Source organism: Malonomonas rubra (assembly GCF_003247215.1).
GTDB classification, from domain to species: domain Bacteria; phylum Desulfobacterota; class Desulfuromonadia; order Desulfuromonadales; family Geopsychrobacteraceae; genus Malonomonas; species Malonomonas rubra_A.
Window position 1 is genome coordinate 1 of sequence record NZ_QKAP01000099.1, and the last position, 19,372, is coordinate 19,372.

The 19,372-nt window shown below is 51.7% G+C and carries 18 protein-coding genes and 1 pseudogene; 9 read left to right on the forward strand and 10 right to left on the reverse strand.

Features of this window, described 5'->3' with window-relative positions:
• A partial coding sequence (locus Q7J88_RS10520) for a zinc ribbon domain-containing protein (RefSeq protein ID WP_303722148.1) occupies positions 1–200 on the forward strand: 200 nt, incomplete at its 5' end.
• A gap of 1 nt (position 201) precedes the next feature.
• On the opposite strand, the gene Q7J88_RS10525 is transcribed toward Q7J88_RS10520, so the two are convergent.
• Positions 202–1,440 carry a mechanosensitive ion channel family protein gene (locus Q7J88_RS10525; RefSeq protein WP_303722149.1) on the reverse strand — a complete coding sequence of 413 codons (1,239 nt, stop codon included), beginning with the start codon at positions 1,438–1,440 and terminating at the stop codon, positions 202–204.
• 260 nt (positions 1,441–1,700) lie between these two features.
• On the reverse strand, positions 1,701–2,003 hold the full coding sequence (locus tag Q7J88_RS10530; RefSeq protein ID WP_303722150.1) for a transposase: 303 nt from the start codon (positions 2,001–2,003) through the stop codon (positions 1,701–1,703).
• A 333-nt stretch (positions 2,004–2,336) separates the two neighbouring features.
• Between Q7J88_RS10530 and Q7J88_RS10535 the strand changes: the two genes are divergently transcribed.
• Complete coding sequence (locus tag Q7J88_RS10535) at positions 2,337–3,479, forward strand: GGDEF domain-containing protein (protein ID WP_303722151.1); 1,143 nt, start codon at positions 2,337–2,339, stop codon at positions 3,477–3,479.
• A gap of 76 nt (positions 3,480–3,555) precedes the next feature.
• On the forward strand, positions 3,556–4,683 hold the full coding sequence (locus Q7J88_RS10540) for a DUF362 domain-containing protein (protein WP_303722152.1): 1,128 nt from the start codon (positions 3,556–3,558) through the stop codon (positions 4,681–4,683).
• A gap of 42 nt (positions 4,684–4,725) precedes the next feature.
• On the opposite strand, the gene Q7J88_RS10545 is transcribed toward Q7J88_RS10540, so the two are convergent.
• Positions 4,726–5,919 (reverse strand): cytochrome c biogenesis protein ResB, encoded by a 1,194-nt coding sequence (locus tag Q7J88_RS10545; RefSeq protein WP_303722153.1) that lies wholly within the window; start codon positions 5,917–5,919, stop codon positions 4,726–4,728.
• 61 nt (positions 5,920–5,980) lie between these two features.
• Positions 5,981–7,030 (reverse strand): collagen binding domain-containing protein, encoded by a 1,050-nt coding sequence (locus Q7J88_RS10550; RefSeq protein WP_303722154.1) that lies wholly within the window; start codon positions 7,028–7,030, stop codon positions 5,981–5,983.
• Positions 7,031–7,219: 189 nt separating this feature from the next.
• Here Q7J88_RS10550 and Q7J88_RS10555 point away from each other — a divergent pair, with 189 nt between their 5' ends.
• The 4 genes and pseudogenes from Q7J88_RS10555 (at position 7,220) to Q7J88_RS10570 (ending at position 10,616) form a co-directional block, all read left to right on the forward strand.
• Complete coding sequence (locus tag Q7J88_RS10555) at positions 7,220–7,603, forward strand: hypothetical protein (RefSeq protein WP_303722155.1); 384 nt, start codon at positions 7,220–7,222, stop codon at positions 7,601–7,603.
• Positions 7,604–7,921: 318 nt separating this feature from the next.
• Positions 7,922–8,478: pseudogene (locus Q7J88_RS10560) on the forward strand (formylglycine-generating enzyme family protein).
• 71 nt (positions 8,479–8,549) lie between these two features.
• A complete protein-coding gene (locus Q7J88_RS10565) occupies positions 8,550–9,923 on the forward strand; it encodes a lipopolysaccharide assembly protein LapB (RefSeq protein ID WP_303722157.1) in 1,374 nt (457 codons plus the stop codon).
• 51 nt (positions 9,924–9,974) lie between these two features.
• The gene (locus Q7J88_RS10570) at positions 9,975–10,616 is read left to right on the forward strand and encodes a hypothetical protein (RefSeq protein WP_303722158.1); all 642 of its coding nucleotides are present in this window, start codon (positions 9,975–9,977) and stop codon (positions 10,614–10,616) included.
• A 316-nt stretch (positions 10,617–10,932) separates the two neighbouring features.
• On the opposite strand, the gene Q7J88_RS10575 is transcribed toward Q7J88_RS10570, so the two are convergent.
• From Q7J88_RS10575 to murI, 6 genes are all read right to left on the reverse strand, one after another.
• Positions 10,933–12,303: a sigma-54 dependent transcriptional regulator gene (locus Q7J88_RS10575; protein ID WP_303722160.1), complete on the reverse strand. Its 1,371-nt coding sequence runs from the start codon at positions 12,301–12,303 to the stop codon at positions 10,933–10,935.
• Between the two features lie 36 nt (positions 12,304–12,339).
• A complete protein-coding gene (locus tag Q7J88_RS10580) occupies positions 12,340–13,842 on the reverse strand; it encodes an ATP-binding protein (protein ID WP_303722161.1) in 1,503 nt (500 codons plus the stop codon).
• A 47-nt stretch (positions 13,843–13,889) separates the two neighbouring features.
• The gene (locus Q7J88_RS10585) at positions 13,890–14,420 is read right to left on the reverse strand and encodes a hypothetical protein (protein WP_303722162.1); all 531 of its coding nucleotides are present in this window, start codon (positions 14,418–14,420) and stop codon (positions 13,890–13,892) included.
• A 177-nt stretch (positions 14,421–14,597) separates the two neighbouring features.
• Positions 14,598–17,003, reverse strand: a complete 2,406-nt coding sequence (locus tag Q7J88_RS10590; protein ID WP_303722163.1) for a homocysteine S-methyltransferase family protein — start codon at positions 17,001–17,003, stop codon at positions 14,598–14,600.
• Positions 17,004–17,067: 64 nt separating this feature from the next.
• Positions 17,068–17,652 (reverse strand): GerMN domain-containing protein, encoded by a 585-nt coding sequence (locus tag Q7J88_RS10595; RefSeq protein ID WP_303722165.1) that lies wholly within the window; start codon positions 17,650–17,652, stop codon positions 17,068–17,070.
• A gap of 23 nt (positions 17,653–17,675) precedes the next feature.
• Complete coding sequence (gene murI / locus Q7J88_RS10600; RefSeq protein ID WP_303722166.1) at positions 17,676–18,470, reverse strand: glutamate racemase; 795 nt, start codon at positions 18,468–18,470, stop codon at positions 17,676–17,678.
• Between the two features lie 209 nt (positions 18,471–18,679).
• On the opposite strand from murI, the gene Q7J88_RS10605 reads away from it, so the two are divergent.
• Positions 18,680–19,012, forward strand: a complete 333-nt coding sequence (locus Q7J88_RS10605) for a hypothetical protein (protein ID WP_303722167.1) — start codon at positions 18,680–18,682, stop codon at positions 19,010–19,012.
• 148 nt (positions 19,013–19,160) lie between these two features.
• A partial coding sequence (tnpA, locus tag Q7J88_RS10610; RefSeq protein WP_303722168.1) for an IS200/IS605 family transposase occupies positions 19,161–19,372 on the forward strand: 212 nt, incomplete at its 3' end.

The following is a 19,372-nucleotide window of genomic DNA, read 5'->3' on the forward strand; positions in this document are numbered from 1 at the left end:
CAACAAGGACACATCGTTGTCCGAGTTGTGGCCTGGTCATAGATCGTGACCACAACGCGGCACTCAATATTCTTTCTAGGGCAGGAACTGCCCGAAGTCACGCCCGTGGAGAATCCTCTGACGGCGGAACGGCTCGCAAGAGCCAGTCTACGAGTCATGGTTCGTTGAAACAGGAAGCTCCGTCGCTTGCGGCGGGGTAGTTCACCGCAGTTTTGTGAAGTCCATACCGCTTGGATATTGAAATACCCGCAAATTGAATTCGGGTATAGCAGCCAGAATGTGATCAAAAATATCCGCCTGAATTCTTTCGTAATTTACCCAGTTTTTATCGGAGCTGAACACATAAATTTCAATCGGCAGACCCTGGGGGGTCGGTTGAAGATGGCGAACAAGAAATGTCATATCCTTGTTGATTATTGGTTTATCGCTGAGGTAGTTCACAAGATATGCACGGAAAATCCCTAAATTTGTCTGACGCCGTCCATTGACCGTTGCGGCAGAAAGATCAATATTTTTTTCAGTATTCGAAGAATCTATAACCTCTTGAGTTTTTTGCACATATTCTTTCAGGAGTTCCATTTTTTTGAATTTGGCCAGCATTTTCTCATCTGCAAATTTAACCGAATTCATATCGATACAGATTGAGCGCTTTATTCGACGGCCGGTGGATTCACTCATGCCGCGCCAGTTTTTGAAAGAGTCAGAGATCAAGGCATAGGTAGGAATGGTCGTTATGGTTTTATCCCAATTTTGAACTTTTACTGTATTTACGGCGACTTCAATAACATCTCCGTCGGCACCATATTTCGGCATTTCTATCCAGTCACCTTCGCGTACCATATCATTAGCACCGAGTTGTATGCCGGCAACGAAGCCTAGAATTGTATCCTTAAAAACCAACATGGTGACGGCGGTGAGCCCGCCCATTAGCCCAAAAAGGTTCCATGGGGACTTGTCCATCAAGACGGAAATAATAAAGATTCCAGCGAATAGATAGAGAACGATCACCAAGGCTTGAAACAGAGGTCGAATCGGTCTGCGCTGAGGTCCGCTGTCCGTATGATAAATTCCGGAAACAGTATTAAAAAAGGATTCAACAGCTCTGGCTGCTACCAGAATAATGACAGCAAACAGGATACGCTTAAGCAGGGTGTACTGGTCGGGTGCCAATCGTTCGATAGCAAGATAGATGAAAGTAAAGGGAATCAACCTCAAGGCACGTTGAATAACCCGATATTCCAGTAAGCCATCATCCCATCTGTTGGAGGTTTTCTGGGTTACACGGAGGGCCAAATTTACCAAATAGTCCCTGAATAGCCTGTAAACAAGAAAAGTGCAGAGGACCAACAGGATTATTGTCGATATTGTCGTCAATTCTCCCGCGAGATCTGTGGTAACCCCAAATTGGGTCAGCCAATTTTCAATCCAGCTTTTAAACATATAAGTTCCCCGCTAACACTGAGGACGGTCCGCAATAGTGGACACCATAACGTTGGTCAGGAAGCCCCTTGCTGACTGATCGACCTCCACTATGCCGCCAAGGAGAGATTCCCCAGGCTGGCATATCGCCTCTGCCGATTGTAATACACCTCGATATATTCCCTGATCTCTTCTATCGCTTCCAAAGCTCAGCCTTTTCTGTATCAGAAAGGCCAGACCTTCCCATTCTCGCCATACGCACCACCTTGCAAGTTCGAAAATTATAAGGTGTAGCGTCGATCAGTTGAATCTACCATAGCCTTTTTTAGGATTTCCTTCTCCAACCGGGCTTCGGCCAGCTCTTTGCTAAACCGGGAGTTTTCTGCCTCCAGATCCGTTATCGAGCTGCTGCCGGAAGCGGCCAACCCTTCACCCTTATGCTTCTTGATCCAATTACGCAGCGTTTGTTGCGATATGCTCAGTCGGCGGCTGACCTCGGCAACCGATAGCCCGCCGTTGATAACAAGGTTCACCGCCTCCTGCCTAAATCCCTGTGTGTAGAATTGTCGTGGGATTCGTTCCAATGGACACCTCCTTGAGCCCGTAGGCTAACAAATTGGCGGCACCTTTTCCAGCCTACCTCATAAGGACGCTTTGGAAAAGCTAGGCCTTGAGATCGCCTTTCCCAGCCAAACCCTCTATCTAAACCAGATGTCTGAGAAATCACTCCCGGATCGCTAATCTAGACCCTACAACTTCCCTAACTCAAAATCTTTTATTTTACCTTTTAATTACATATTCAGCTCTTGAATATTACAATTCTATTGATATTATCTAATCATTACCTTCTAGCTATTTATTGCTAGGCAAATGACAGAAGTGATTTGGGGACATTTTCCGGGGGGGATATTTTATCCATGTCTAGCAGCAGAACCTTTGATCTCTATTTTGCCAACCAGACCGAAACACATGAACCCAATTGCAGTCTTGAGCATCTCGCTGAATATTATGGTGATGATATCTTCCAACGCTTGTTGAACAGTTTGCTGAACACCAATTTCAGCAAAGACGCCGCGACTAATTTGTGGCGGGCGGCGATACACCATTTCACCCCAGAGAAAACGCGAACCAACTGGCGCTCTGTGATCCTCGACTACCTACTCAGCCACACCAACATACTGAGTAATCCTCGAATTATAGAAGCGAATGACCTGAAACGAATGCAGGAAGAGGCAGTTACCGATGGCTTGACCGGCCTCTACAATCAAACCTATCTCAAGAATCAGCTTGCTGAGATCATCCTAGAAAAAAAGCAAAAAGAGGGGGCAAGCTTTTCACTTATACTTTTTGACCTTGACCACTTTAAGCAATTCAATGATCGCTGTGGGCACTTATGCGGAGATCGCGCGCTGGATAAAATCGGCAAGCTGATTTGTGGGCAACTGCCCGCAAATGTCATAGCCGCTCGCTATGGCGGAGAAGAGTTCGCCGTTATCCTGCCAGATGCCAACCTGAAGCAGGCGATTGATCTCGCGGAGAAAATCCGCCTGAAAATCGATCAAACCGAATTCGAAGGTGAAGATCGTCTCGATACGGGCAAATTGACCATCAGCGGCGGCATTGCCTCCTACCCCGAGGCAGGGGTGACAAGTGATACCCTGATCTCGCATGCTGACTGCAGGTTGTACGAAGCCAAGGCTTTTCGCAACAGTATCTTTCCACGAACGGATAATATGCGCCGCATCCAGCGTCACAGCTATCTGAACATCGTCGAGATTTTCAATCAGGACTCTGGAGAATTTAAACACTCTCTTTGTTCCGACATCAACCAGATCGGCATTTTGCTGAAAAGCAGCACTCCAGCAATCATCGGAGCGCAGATACAATTACGCTTTCCCCATCCCTTCTGGCCGAACGAGCATCAGGCCATCGGTGAAGTCAAGCATACCCGCCGCAGTGGCCCTAAAGGCCCCTTTCTGGTCGGCATCCAATTTCAACAACCGGAAGTGACTTTCCTTGAAGAAGTTCTGCCAGGCGCACAACTGTCTTTTTCTCTCTGAGGTTCCATCTCTTGCGCTGTAGGGATCACTTCCGCTACACTTTCGGCTGCCAATCTAAATCTTCATGGAGGAAAAAATGCCTGCACAAGTGTGGTTCGCAGACTTACGTTCCGGTTCTCGGGAAAATATGTTCGATAAACTCCGCCGCCTGCTAGCCTCAACCGGCCTGCAACAGATCGTCGCGCCGGGAGATCTGGCCGCCGTCAAGCTGCATTTTGGCGAAAAAGGGGGCCACGCTTATGTGCGACCAGTGTTCATCCGGGAGATCGTCGTGCAGATCAAACAGGCTGGCGGTAAACCGTTCCTTACCGATTCCAATACCCTCTACCCAGGCCAGCGAAAAGAGGCGGTGTCTGCTCTTTCCTGTGGTATCCAAAACGGCTTCGCTTATGCCGTAGTTGATGCCCCGCTCATCATGTCGGATGGTCTGCGTGGTTCTTCATCCAAGCGGGTACCGGTTGCTGGAAAGATTCTTTCCAGCGCCGATATCGGCCTGGAAATCCTCGAAGCGGACATCTTGATTGCCGTCAGCCACTTTAAATGCCATGAACTGACCGGCTTCGGCGGGGCGATCAAAAATCTGGGCATGGGCTGTTCGAGTCGGGAAGGAAAATTGGAACAACACTCCAGCGTAGCACCTAAGGTTGCTGAAGACTTCTGCAATCTCTGCCATGCCTGCCTGCAGGCCTGTGCCCACGACGCCATCAGCTTCATGGAGGCCTCCGCGCAGATTGATCCGGACAGATGTGTGGGCTGCAGCCGCTGCATAACCATCTGTCAGCAGCAGGCGATTCAGATCCAGTGGAACGAAGCGGCCGACAATGTGATGCGCAAAATGGCTGAGTATGCCCTTGCTGCGGTGAGCGGTAAAAAGGGTAAGCAGCTATACGTCAACTTCATCACCCAGGTCAGTCCTTCTTGCGACTGCTACGGGCACTCAGACGCCGCCATCGTACCCGACATCGGCATTCTCGCTAGCACCGATCCAGTAGCCCTTGACCAAGCCTGCGCCGACTTGGTCAACCAAGCGCAAGGGTTGCCGGGCACAGCGCTGGAAAGCGGCCACGAACCGGGCGGCGATAAGTTCCGGGGCGTTCATCCAGCGATCAATTGGGAAGTCACACTGGGGCATGGCGAAAAAATCGGCCTCGGAAATCGTGAGTATGTTTTGAATAATTTGGAGCCTGAAAAGGACCGTTGGTGAGAAACACAAAGCGGGCGTGCTATTGCAGCGCCCCACTTCTAGCTATTTGTTCGCAAGTCGTTCCAGCAGCCGAGCAAGACGCTCACGCCCGCTCTCACCATGCCAGCCGACCAGAGGAAAGAGCATCAGCACTCCCTCCACCTGTTTGACGCCGACTGCCCGGCGAGGTGCGAAAAGCGCCAGCGCAAAACCGAACATCAATAAAAAAGTTGCCCCCCAGACCAGATTTTCCCCAGGGTCCTTGGAGAGTTGGAAACCGACCGTGCGGTTTCCCTGTTCGTCCTGACCGTATGCCGTTTGATAAATACTGATCCCTTTATATCGCAGCGGCTGGTTGACCTGGATCGTGCCACTCTTCACCACCTGTCCACCGTCAATAATCGTGACATCTGCTTCGATCTGCTTGACCACCGGATCCCGGAATTCCAGATTGCGCAAACGGAACCCCGGGTAGTGTTTCTCTCCGAAGCTCTCATAGTTGTCACCAATCCGGTATTGACCCAGTAACCGGCCCTGCTCCAGCACATCGATCGTCAAGATGCGCGCATCGGGGTCGAACCCGCGCAGCTGTCCAGCCAGATCTGTTCCCGAAACCGTAAAATGTTCGTTGTCATACAACGTCAAAGTTCCAAGGTTGGCCCCGCTCGACACTTCATAAATCTCGAATCTGATGAGTATCGGGTAGTATCGCAGACGGAAGGCATCAGCCCGCAATTGAAAACCGAGCTCGCTCTCATGCCCGGCATCCCAATCAAAATAGTGGGTATTGGGAGTCCTCAGATAGGTGTTAATGGTACCGACAAAACCGGCCTCGCCCAACAGTCCACCGAGCATGATCAGCAGAATGGAAACATGGATCAGCGTTGAACCCCAGCGCCCCCAAGAGCGGTCGGCGAGCAGTTGCCCCTCTTCTTCAGTAACCCTAAAGCCAGAACCAGAAAGCCCTGCAGCTACCTCATCCATCAAGGTAATCGACAACTGTTCGCCGCTATTCTGACGTTGCTGCAAAAAACCCAGTAACTGCTGCCGATAATGCCACTTCTGCGGAAACGTTTTCAGCGTACAGCAAAGCAGATTGATAGCCAGCAACGCAAGCAGCACTCGATACCAAAGGCTCTGGTAGTAAATTTCAAAGCGCTGAGCTTCTACCGGTACAATAGTACCTCCGACAGCAACCAGTGCGAGCAGAAGCAGCAGAACTAGGGTCAGTTTGACTGAGGTGAGCAATTTGAGCATCGACGGTCAGGTTCTCTCGAGCAACGACGGCTAAAAGGCAATATTCGTGAACAGACGCAAGCTACTGCATCGGTTCGACAACCAACTTGATATCGGTTAGCTTCTGCCCCGATTTCAGGCGAACGGAGCCATCCGGGCTGCCGAGATAGCGGCCATATTTCTGCCCCGGCATCGGAGGTCCGCCGAGACTATCACGAGCCGCAAGAAAATAAATGCCACCAGCAGGAAAAGAGAGCACAAAGCTGCCATCATCAGCGGAAGGCTGAGAAACATAAAGAGGACGATTGAGCATCATCGGATTATCATACAACAGCACCCGGATTCCCCCGACGGGCTTTTCTTCACCATCGACAACGATGCCGCTGATGCTGGTCTGCCCGAACAGGCGGTCAGCCAGACGGATCACCTTCTGCGGCACCTCGAGCATAGCGATCGTTACCCGACCCAACTCACCCTCCTTTATCTGCAAGGGGTTGGCTGCGTAAAAACCGAAAAAATCACCATCGCGGAGCGGTCCCATAAAAGCACCACTGTTGCGCTTACGAGCTACCAGATAGTAGGTACCTGCCGGAATATCCGCTTCAAAGATGCCCTCTGCATCGGTCGGCGCGGTCATTCCCAAGCCCATCCCTTTAAGTTGATTGTTCAGGTCCGTATAAACAGTCACCACAGCCCCTTCAAGAGGCTCACCGTTGTAAGTCAGCTGGCCGAACAGACCGGTCTTGACCCGCGGCTCAACAGTTGGCAGAGGTGGGGATTTTGTTACCAGTGACATGTTCATCTCCGCTACGCCACCTTCAGGGACGGCTACAGGGTTGCGACCGTAATAGCAGTAGAACTCTTCGCCTTGGGCGATAAAATAATAGCTACCGATCGGCAACTCCATACTGAACAAGCCATCTTCGGCGGTCAGCCCTGAGGTGAACTGAGCCTCCCCGCTCAAATTCTGGCTGCTGATCGGATATGCATCAACCTTGACCCCTGCGACCGGCTTTTTCTCCGCTCCAACAGTCACCTTACCGGACACAGCTACCAACTCATCGGCAAAGGTCGGTCCCGCAAACAGAATGATCAATAAAAAACTAAATAGGAATATCGTCTGACGTCTCATAAATAAACTCCGGGAACAACAGTAAATTATCGATTCACTTCATAGTAAATGCTTTTAGTCATCGTTTCCATAGTAAATTCTCATCTTTCTAGCTGGCCTTTTCCTGAGCGCTTGCCTACTATATATAGGTTGTGCCTTCATTCCCGAATAATCTGGGTTGGTTGATTCGATCTGTTCCCGGAGGAGAGGATGACCATCAAACGCAATCATACAGGCCTGCTGACCTTCATCCTGCTCTCTGTATTCCTACTTAGCGGCTGCGCTGGAACCGGGTTTCCAAACGCTTCGCAGGAGCAGAAATCAAAAATCGCCGTAGAAACTGAGACGCAAACAGCTCCGGTCCCGATTAACCAAATCTACCAACAAGCACTGACCGCTTTTGAGGAGAACAATTACCCCAAAGCGGTCGAAGCCTTCCGCCCGGCAAGCACAGAGGACTCACTAAGCGATTTTGGCCTTTACTACTATGCCGATGCCCTTTATAAAACCGAAAACTACGCTGAGGCGATAAAATATACAACTGGTACATCGACAACCTCGACCGACGTGGCGAAAATTTCCTGGTGGCACTGAATCAACTTAAAGATACAGAGAGAAAGCTGCAACAACAGGAAACGGCAGCCAAAGCAGACCAACGCAAAGAAACATATCGGCAGATTTCAACTTCTCTGGAGGCAAACTGGCTGCATGTCAAAACTCAGATAGACAACCGGGTTCGCAACTTTACTGAACTCCTGACCGGAATCAAGAGGCTACTGGTCAAAAGGAGCTGCTATCGATGGGCGACCTGTTCGTTGACGGCGAAGCGGATGAACGGCCTCTCCATGAGGTTTGCGTTGATGATATCTACCTCGGCAAATTTGAGGTGATACAGGCCAGTGGCAAACAGTAATGGGCTACAATCCTTCAGCAAATACTGGTAAAAATCTTCCCGTCGATTCTGTCAGCTGGAAAGACGCGACCGGGTTCACCCAAAAGCTTAGTGGAACGACAGAAAGTTATCGTCTTCCAACCGAGTTAGAGTGGGAATTAGCGGCGTGCAACGGGGAGAGAAAGAAAAACTTAGCGGCGGCAACACAGTGGATGATGTCTACTGGCATGAAGAAAATTCCGGTAATAAATCACAACTGGTCGGGCAGAAACGACTCAACGGCCTCCAGCTTTATGATATGTTGGGCAACGTTTATAAGTGGTGTATTGACACCTACCTAGTGGGCTATTACAGCCAAAACCCAAAACAGGGTCCGGTCACCAAAGAGGTCTCCTCTGAACGCACCCGCCGGGGGGGAGTGCGAACAGCGAAGTCAGCTACCAATGTGCCGACGACAGGACTCCCTGGGATAAAGATAGCTACAGAGATGAATATACCTGTTTCCGACTGGCGTTGCCTTTGCAGAATGAACCACCGAAAAGGAACACCAGCGCCCCCACCACAGGAAGCAGAATAATTTTATTGCAATGGATGGGCGGCCCGCGAGGCGCCCACACACCCCAAACCAGCAAGGGATAGATACCAATAATGCGATTCTCCACCATCCTGATCACACTGACCCTCTTTCTGCTGTTCGGCTGCGAACAGGCAAAAGAGCAGCAAAAAGAATCTCACCCTCCGGAAATCAAATCAGCAACAGAGAAAGCGGAAACGGTTCAACAGCAATCGGTTGGTGGAAATGGCAGCGGCCTGTTTCACCAACCGATTACCCCCAAACTGGTTGAACTACCGAGCGAAGCACTTGCTTACTGGCGTGTCAATACAGCAGAAAAACCGGCGCTGGTGCTGTTCTCCTACGACCCGCTGCTGAAAAGCATCGACCCCAGCCTGCAGGAAGAAGCGCGTGAGCTAACGTTGACCGGCTCATCGAAAGAATTGCGTCTCCACGGTAGTTTCAATACCGCCGAGCCGCTGATCCTGCCGACCCAGGCCGTTGCCGCAGCTCTCGACGCCGGACTGTTTTCGAAGCTGATCTGGGTTTTCCCATCCAAAGCGGATCCCGCTCTTTTGCAACTGGAATTTTTCCGAAACCAGATGGTGGAAGAGCAGTTATTGACCGAAGAGGATGCCGCCAAACTTAAACTGAATGACGGTATTTACAGCGGTGAAGTGCGCGGAATTCCTTTCGAGGCGGTCCACCATCAACAACTATTCAAAATGGAAGAACCTTTCGTGCTGCATATAGAACTCGGTTTCTTTCGTGGCCTCTACGATAACGAAATTAAATCGCCCCTTTACACCCTACTGCGCAACACGGTGGAGGGCATCCGCCAACAAAACTGGCAGCCACTCGCCACCACCCTCTCCTATTCGACCCTCGAGGGAGCGGTCGCCCTCGATGTTCGCTTCGTTATCAACGACCTGGCGAAGCTGATGCGCAATCCGCAGTTGCTTAATCAGGAGATGCCTAAAGAGTGGCAGCTGCGCAGTGAAGCCCTTTATGCCGGGGATATGTACAGTGAATCAAAAAAAATTGAGCTATCGGAGCAGATGGTCACTGTTGCCCCGCAAAGCGCCGCCGCGAATTTTGACCGCTTCCAGGCGTTGTTCTTAGACCAAAAGGTAGAACCGGCCCTTGAGTCTCTTGCCAAAGCGGTCGAACTTGATCCCGGCTATGCCGCCAGCTACCTAGAACTGACCCAGCTGGCAATTCAAGACGGCAATTTCGACAAGGCACTTGAGCTGGTGACCTTGGCGGAACAACAACTGCCTGAAAACCCCTTCATTGGTCTGCAGAAAGCCTTCCTGCTCTCCCGCAGCGGACAGCCACGGGCTGCGCTGGACCAGCTGGACAAAGCCCCCCAACAGTGGTCCACGATTTATCACCCACAGGTTCCGGCTAAAATTGTCGAATTAAAAAAAGAGATTACTGCCGAATCGAATGAACAGAAAGAAGAATAAGCCATGCTTGAACGTAATTTACCCCTGCTCCTGCTATTTTTAGGATTGGCCATGCTCTTTACACCACACGACTACCAACCGTTGCCGAACAGGCCCAAACCGTCTCAATTATCAAGTGACCAGCAACCGACTCCGCCCGGCCCGCCGGTCCTGGAAACCTTTCAGGGCTCGCCGCAGTTGTCACTGTTTCCCCGGCTGGGCGACTTCCGCCCGGAAGACGACGAGGACCGCCTCGCCTATTGGCGCACTTACCGCGAGCACCTGATGAAGATTTCAGGGATGGTTGAAGCCGACCCAGTCAGCGGCAACCGGGTCTTCGTCTATCGCGGCATCAAGGGGATCGATTCGGTCGGCCACTTCGCCCCGCTGGCAGTCGAGCCAAATACCCATTACAAAATTGGCCTCAAACTGAAGGCCGATCTGCCGGATGAAGCCACCACCGGCCTCGGCATACTCGAGTACAAGCAGTTTCTCTGGATTGGCGAACAGTACCCGGAAAGCCTGAATAATAAAATTTTCCTCGGCAGCACGGAACTGCTACGGGTAAATCGTACCAACGACTGGCAGAGCTTTCAGTTCGATTTCACCACCAGCGCACAGACCCATATGATCCACTTGGTATTTTTTCGCGAAGGCCCGGCCAGTGATCGGATGCCGGTGCTGATCGACAATATTTCGGTGATGCCGGAATAATATCTGCGCAGACGATTATATGGGCAAGTCTAAGCTCGTCCGAGCCTATCACCTCCAACAAAAAAGGGCCGCTCAATCGAGCGACCCTTTTTTGTATCTATCAGCGGGGATGAACGTTGCTGCTCCCTACCACTTTCGGCTTCCGGTATCTCTTCAATCTTATGTTTGTTTTTGCCATGGCCCCCCAAAAGTGCGATTGAGGTGCCAATACCAAATTTTCCCAATTTCCGCTTGAAGAAAAAAGCAGGAATTCTAATGGGTTGCAAAAACCCCATTCTATTTTGATATTAAATATATGTAAAACCCAATGAAACGTCTATAGAAATTTAAATTTTTTCATCCTGTAACGGAAAGCATCTATCCCCAAATTCAGTTTCTTTGCCGCCTGTGATTGATTCCCATCAGCCATTTCCAGGGCTTGTCGGATCAGTTCGCGTTCGACATCCTCGATATCAATCCCATCTGGCGGAAGAACAAATTCGAACGGTCCAGATTCGTTGCTAGGGGCTTGCGACACCAGCTCGCGAGGCAAGTGCTCCAGGCGCATTACCTCATCATTTTCCAGGATGATCGCGCGCTCAATAACGTTTTTCAGCTCGCGCACATTTCCCGGCCAATCATATTCAAACAAAAAACGCTTGGCATTTTCAGAAATATCCTTGACCGACTTGCCAAATTCTTTGTTGAACTGGTTGATAAAATATCTCGCCAGAGGCAGAATATCGGTACGCCGTTCACGTAGCGGGGTCAGGAAAATCGGTATCACCTGCAAACGATAATAAAGGTCGTTGCGGAAATTCTTCTCCTTGATCGCCTCGAGCAGATCTTTGTTTGTCGCGGAAATAATCCGCACATCAACATGAACATCCTTGGTTCCTCCGACCCGCCGGAAAGCCCGATCCTCAAGCACCCTTAGCAACTTCGCCTGAATCCCCTGTGGCATATCGCCAATTTCATCAAGGAAGACCGTGCCACCATCAGCCATCTCGAAGAGGCCCTTCTTCTGACTTTTGGCATCGGTAAAGGCACCCTTTTCGTGCCCCATCAGCTCACTCTCCAGCAAAGTCTCCGGGACAGCGGCACAGTTGATCGCCATAAACGGCTTGTCCGCACGGGAACCTTCATAGTGAATTGCCTTAGCAACCAACTCTTTTCCGGTACCACTCTCGCCCTGAATCAGTACCGTCCCGGCATCGCTCTTGGCTATTTTACGGACCATTTCAAGCACATGTCGTTGTTCGTCACTTTCACCAACGATCCCGTCGATGCTGAACTTTTTGGGCTGTGTTGAGCGCAACTGGGCGACTTCCCGTTTCAGTTCCTGATTTTCCAAAGCCTTCTTGATGACAATGGCCAGTTCGTCAAGATTGAAAGGCTTATTGATGTAGTCGTAAGCGCCCAGACGCATCGCCTTGACTGCCGTTTCCAGCACGCCGAGCGCGGTCACCATGATCACGATGACATCTTCTTCGGCCTCCTTGACCTTCTCCAGAACTTCCATCCCGTTCATGCCCGGCAACTGGACATCAAGTAACATCAGGTCGGGGGTATCCTCCTGGATCAGCTTCATCGCTTCTTCACCTGACCCCGCCGTGATCACCTCGTAACCTTGTTTTTTCAGGTTCTGTTCAAGCGACCAACGAATCAAATGTTCATCATCAACAACTAGAATTTTTTGTTTTCTCACAGTTTCGGATCTCCTAAAGCGTAGACATTTATCGCCTTATTGATCAGCTTTCTGATCTGCCAGCAACGCTCCCTCCTGCCCCTCAGCGATCGGCAATAAAACGGTAAAACAAGCCCCTTTTTCCACAACACTCGAAACTTTTAGCGAGCCTCCATTGGTTTCCAACAGTTGACGGCAGATTGGCAGCCCCAAACCGGTTCCCTCTGTCTTGCTGGTATAAAAGGGGGTAAAAATATTCTTCATCTCCGGCTCTGGTATCCCCGGCCCGGTATCCCTGATATCAACCTGAATCAAGTCACGCCCGTTCTCCGAGCAAAGCTCGGTCTGTACCGTCAGAACACCACCGTCTTTCATCGCCTGCAGGCCGTTGATCATCAGATTCAGCAAGACCTGCTGAATTTGCTTTTGGTCTCCCCATACCGGTGGCAGATCGCGGGTCAACTCCTCGATCCAGTTCACATTCTTCGCCTCTGGGTGCTGGGAAGCAAACAACTGGGTCTGCTTGATCAGACTGTTGATATCGACGTAGCTGAACTCCGGTTTTCCGGGGCGGCCGAAATAGAGCAGATCGGTGACGGTCTTGTTCATACGATCAACCTGCTTCTGAATCTGCGCCATCACCTCGCGGCGCGGATCGCCTTCGGGATAATCATCGGCCAGCACATTGATCGCGCCACCGATTCCGGCCAGTGGATTCTTGATTTCATGAGCCAGCCCGGCAGCCATCTCGCCAATTGAGGCAAGCCGATCAGCCCGTTCCATCTGCTGGTAATGAATTTTCTGCAGCTCATTTTGGGCACGATCCAAGTTGTCGACCATTGAATTGAAGCCACCAATCAATTGACCGACCTCATCGTTACTCTGCTGCTCCATCCTTACGCTCAAGTCCCCGGCCTCCACTTGGCGCATCGCCTCGGAAATTTCCCCCAATGGCCTTCTCAACATGCGCGACATAATGATGGAAATCGCCAGCGCCAAAACAATGAGATTCACCATCGTCGAGTGGACAAAGATCGTGCCGGTTTCACGTAACTGATCTTCCATGTGAGCCAGAGAAAAATCGATGTTCAACACACCGATCACACCGCGTGAAATCCCATGGCAGCGGAAACAGTTTTTGTTCGCCGTAATTGGCCGCTGAACGGTCAGTATCTGTTTACCACCCGGCACAAAGTGGACAAGTTCTATTTTATGTTGTTGAAAAAGGCGAACCGCATCTTCCGGTGCTGCCGTTCCGATCAACTGCGGATCGGAAGAATGTTTGATCGTTCCGTTCAGATCAAAAACATAAACTTGCTGCAGCGGTGATCCCTCACCAACCTTCTCCAGCATCGCTTGAACATTGTCAGTATCACCCACGCTCATCGAATGGCTGATGGCCCGCTCGACCGTATCAAGAACCAGCTGAGCGCTCTGCCGATGGACATTGATCAGATGCTTCTGCTCGCGCTGCAGGTGATACATGGCAAAACTGCCCACACCGAGGATCAACAGCAGCACGTTCAACAAGATGACTCGGCTGATCAGGCTATTGAACAATGGAAATCTCCATGTTTAATGCGGTAGGGTCAAAACGGAGCCAAAGGCTAGTACTCGTTGGCCCCGGTGAGGTAAGCGTATATCAGCTCATCAAGCGTCTGTTCTTTGCGCCGCTTCTGCTGTGCCACCGTAAACTTATCGACCACTCGTTCCTCAACAATCGTCACCGGGGAAGTCCCTGAAACTTTGGCGGCAACCGGCTCGGCTTCGACCAGAGGCTCCTCAATTTCCGGTGTCAGCTCTTCCTTCGGAGCTTCCGCGCGCTTTGACACAATCGCAGGTTTAACAGGGGAAACACCTTCAAGCGGAATATTCAGCGAGAGAATTTTCTCGTCGAATTCCCCTTGAGTCAAACGGCGCAGCATCCCCTTGTGTTGCTCCTTGGCAAGATCCTCGACAACCTGCTGCAGGTTATCGACATTGAGAATGTCTGCATAAACCGTCTTCTGTGACGCGATAATGGTTCCACCGTGATACAGCAGGGTCACCAGATGCGGGCTTTTCAACCCGCTATCTTCTGTTTGTACATGGAAACCGACCCCTTTATAGCTGATATTGTGGTTGAACCCAACGATCATAGCAAACCTCTAGCTTCCCGATTGAACTGATCGGTTATACCGCGAAATGGCGAAATGAATCAACTATCTTCATGAAAGAAAAGGTTTTTCGCGGAACCGCGAAATGGCGAAAACTCTCAGGCCAGTCTTTAGGTCAAGGTAGGTTAGGCATTTTAAGAACCACCCCAGCAACCCACTCTATTCCTTCAGCAGCAGCTGTTTGATCTTGGCAACCGCCTCAAGGGCATCGGCCGCATAAAGATCAGCGCCGATTTGGCTGGCATAATCCGGAGTGACTACCGCACCGCCGACCATGGTGAATACCTTAACGCCAGCATCACGCAACGCTTCGATCGTCACCTCCATCTGTTGCAGGGTAGTGGTCATCAGTGCAGATAGGCCAACAGCGTCAACCTGCTGCGATTTGGCCTGCTCAATGATTCTATCCGCTGGGACATTTTTGCCCAGATCGATCACTTCAAACCCATGGTTCTCCAGCAGAGTACATACGATATTCTTGCCTATGTCGTGGATGTCCCCTTCGACTGTAGCCATCAGCACCTTGCCCAGGGGCTCTATCTGCTGGTCACGGCTCTCGGCCTTGATACGGTTAAAACCGGCCTGCATGGTCTCCGCCGACAGCATCACCTGTGGCAGAAAAAGCTGGTTCTTACCAAACCGCTTTCCGACTTCTTCCAAGCCGGACAGCAGCCCTTCGTTGCTGATCTGCATCGGCTCCAGCCCTTCATTGAAGGCCTGTTCAACCAACGACACGATCCCATCCTTATCCCCTTCGAGAACCGCGTTTGCCAGCAATTCACGAATTTTCAGAGGTCGATCATCGGCAGGAATTACAGTTTTCGGAACAGCAGTCAGTTGAGCATAATGGCCGATATACCCTTCGGCACGCAGATCCTGGCCGAGCAGCACCTTGACCGCCCGCAAGGCATCCATCATCCGCTCTTCCTTCGGGTTGATAATCGCGACTTTCAGGCCCGCCTCAAGAGCGAGTGTGAAGAAGGTCGCCGACAACACCGGCCGCTGCGGCAGCCCGAAAGAAATGTTGCTGACGCCCAACACCGTCGCCAGTCCCATCTCATCGCGCACCAACCGCAGCGCCTGCAGGGTCTCGGCGGCCCTCTTCTGTTCGGCAGAAACGGTCAGAGTCAAACAGTCGATAATCACATCCTCGCGCGGGATGCCGATCGACAAAGCCCGATCAAGGATTACTTTAGCTACCGCCAACCGGTCGGCGGCAGTTTCCGGGATGCCATCACCATCGAGGGCCAAACCGATGATCGCTGCGCCGTACTTCTTCGCCAACGGCAGAATCTCTGCAAGGCTCTTCTCCTCGCCGGAGACCGAATTGATCAGAACCTTTCCGTCTGCGGCCTTGAGCCCGGCCTCCAACGCCACCGGGCTGGAGGAATCGAGTACAACTGGGGTACCACTGACGCCATTGGCGCTAAATACCGCTCTTTCCAAAGCCGCTGGCTCATCGACACCAGGTGCACCGCAGTTGATATCGAGCAGATCAGCCCCAGCGACAGTCTGTTCCTGTGCTTCGCGGCGGATGTAAGCAGTCTTCCCTGCCAGCAATTCTGCGATGTAGCCTTTTTTGCCGGTCGGATTAATCCGCTCGCCGATCACCGCGCAAGGCGCATCACCTCCAACTTCGACCACCCGCGTACGGCTCGACAGCAAACAGCGCCGTGCTGGCGGCTTCCATTGCTGGTCAAAACCAGCCAAGGCGCGTTGCATCGCCTCGATATGCGCAGGAGTGGTGCCGCAGCAGCCACCGATTACGCGCACACCGAGCTCGATCAACCGCTGATGATAGGAGGTCATCTCCTCCGGGGTGCCGGGGAATACGGTGATCCCGTCACGCAACTCCGGCAACCCTGCGTTGGCCTGGGCGATCAACGGCAGGCTGGTTACGCTACGCATCTTTTTCAGGATTGCATAGATACCTTCAATGCCAAGGCCACAGTTAGAGCCGATCAGATCAACGCCAAGAGCATCAAGCGTGACCGCTGCCGCTTCCGGCGGGGTGCCGAGGACGGTTCGGCCAGCGTCATCAAAGGTCATCAGCGCCATCACAGGCAGATCACAAACCGCCTTGGCAGCGATAATTCCTGCACGCAATTCACGAATATCGAGAAAGGTCTCGAAACTGATCAGGTCGGCCCCCGCTTCGGCTAGGGCACTGATCTGCTCGCTGAAAATATCGACCATTTCATCGAACCCGGCATCACCGACCGGTTCAAGAAAACGCCCGGTCGGCCCAACAGAGGCCGCAACAAAAGTATCTTCCAACGCTGCCCGGCGACAGATCTCAACCGCAGCGGCATTGATTTCCCGAACCTGCCCTTCCAGTCCATAATTGGCCAACTTGGGCCGGTTGCCACCGAAACTGTTGGTAACGATGATATCGGCCCCGGCAGCAATATATTCACGATGTACAGCCTCGACCAATTCCGGATGCTTCAGATTCATCTCTTCCGGTGATGCCCCGGGAGCCAGACCTCGTTCCTGCAACATGGTCCCCATCGCTCCGTCCAATACCAATACCCGATCTGCTATGGCCCGCCGAAAACAACTCATCTTCCGTCACCTTTTCGATTTTCAATTCAGGTTCTATCACGCTGCCAAACCCGACATCCGGGGCTTAATCTTTTTCCGGCAAAAGTCCGGGCTTGGAAGGATCACTATAACTAAAATCTGGATAAATCGGCTGATCGATCCGCACATGCCCTTTCAGGGTCTGCCGTACCTCGCCATCGATCAGAATCTGCAATTGCCTTAAATAGGAAAAATTTTCGCTCAAACTGTTGGCCAAACTGTAGACGGTCAACAACTCGGAAAGCGAGCCACCCGGATGAAAATCGGCCAGATGACGAGAGAAGTTGACCCGCGCCAGATCATTTTCCAGTTCGATCTCCAAGATACCGGTTTCTTTCGGCAGGACAGGCAACAAACCTTGCTGCGAGCCGGCCCGGGTTGCTTCGAGCAGACTGCGGATGCAATCTCGGTCGTCATCACAACCTTTGATCAAGCGGGATTCAGCCACTAGATATGTCCCCCCGGGATCGGCAAAATAGAGCTGCACCTCCCGCTGCGGCAGATCTTCTTCAACCACAATCGGAATCCCCTCGTCCGGCAACTGCTCTTGTTGACCGAACCAGCCGACTCCGTAGCCGATCAATCCGCCTACCAACAACAACCCCAAATACATCAACAGTAGTTTTTTCATTTTGCCCCCTAAGCAGCGGCTGCTCAGCCGATCATAACCTGGTCAACCTTGGACAGTTCCCGACCGAGAAAGGCCCTCCCGACTCGCTCAAACCGGGTCGGTACATCAGTGACATAAAAATCGCGCTGGCCGCCATGTTCGGGGCGTTCGAGTCCCTGCTCACGGAACAGTTCGGCCACACAGCTAGCGGTCTCCGCCGCCGAATCAACCAGCAGTACCCCCGGCCCCATTACCCGCTGTAAGGTTGTTCGCAACAGTGGGTAATGGGTGCAGCCGAGCACCAGAGTATCGATCTGTGCGGAAATCAGAGGCTGCAGGTATTCAAGAGCCGTCAACCGGGCGACCTCATGCTCAGCCCAGCCTTCTTCGGCCAGCGGCACAAACAGCGGACAGGCGGTGGAAAAAACCTCAGCCTCAGGCAATAAGGCGCGGATCGCTTCTTCGTAACGGCCGCTACCGATAGTCCCTTCGGTACCGATCACGCCAATCCGCTGGTTGCGGCTCTCTGCCGCGCGCCGCGCCCCCGGTTCGATCACACCGATCACCGGCAACCGGTAACGTTCCCGCAACGCTGGCAGGGCAACGGCCGAAGCAGTGTTGCAGGCGACTACCAGTAGTTTGACCCCCTGATCGACTAGAAATCCAGCCGCTTCCAAGGCATAACGCTCGACCGTCTGCGCGCTCTTGGTCCCGTAAGGGACTCGGGCCGTATCGCCCAGATAAATCAAGTTTTCTCCGGGCAACTGGCGGATCACCTCTTTACATACGGTCAACCCACCAACCCCGGAATCAAATATACCGATCGCACGATGTAGCACAAAAAGCTCCAAACCTAAATCTGTGCCGCTTGTTCACCCCGGAAATGACGGCTAAACCCCGTCAGATCAAGGGCGTCATCCTATTGAAGCAACCATACAAAGTCAAGATTTACGGGCATTGGCCAATAAATTCTGTTTTCTAAATCTGATAATCTGTTAATATTATTGCCGGTTACTTCAACTGTCCGCAGTAAACCGGGGAGAAAGAGATGATTTGGGAAAGCTTCAAAGAATTCATGACCAATTTCCGCACCGACAATATCATGGCCCAACTGGAAGCCTGGAACGTCGGCGACTTGAGTCATAACCCTTGGTTCCTCGGTGGCTTCGCAGCGGTCATCCTGATCACCTATTTTCTCGGCATGCGCGCAACCTCGGCATTCCTGCTAGGCATTGGCGGCTTCGTTCTGGCGCTCTCTTTGACAGTTGCCCAGGGAGTCGGAACCGAAGGAATTCAAGGTGGAGGCATCTATATTATTGTTGGCGCCGGAACGGTGATCGTAGGCCTGTGTATTTACATGCTCTTTATAAAGTCGGAATAATTACCTGCAGGATTGACCCGGAACCTCCCCCTGTTGCACTATTCAATAGTTTAACACTTCGCTGGGAAGTCTCTTTCCGAAAGGTGGGGGATGAAAGGCGAAAATATTTTTTGTTGTAAAATGTTCAGTTCTACCTGATTATATAAACATGAGATACAGAACAGACAAGGGTGCGCATTCGGTATACAGTCTTCAGTTCCACTATGTCGCATGCGGCAAGTACAGAAAAAAGGTCTTCAGCGACAACATTTCTTCTCGCCTTAAGGAAATCAACCTTTCCGTGGCCGAGAAATTCGGTGTTGAGATTATTGAGCAGGAAACGGATAAGGACCACATCCATATCCTGTTCGCATCGCGACC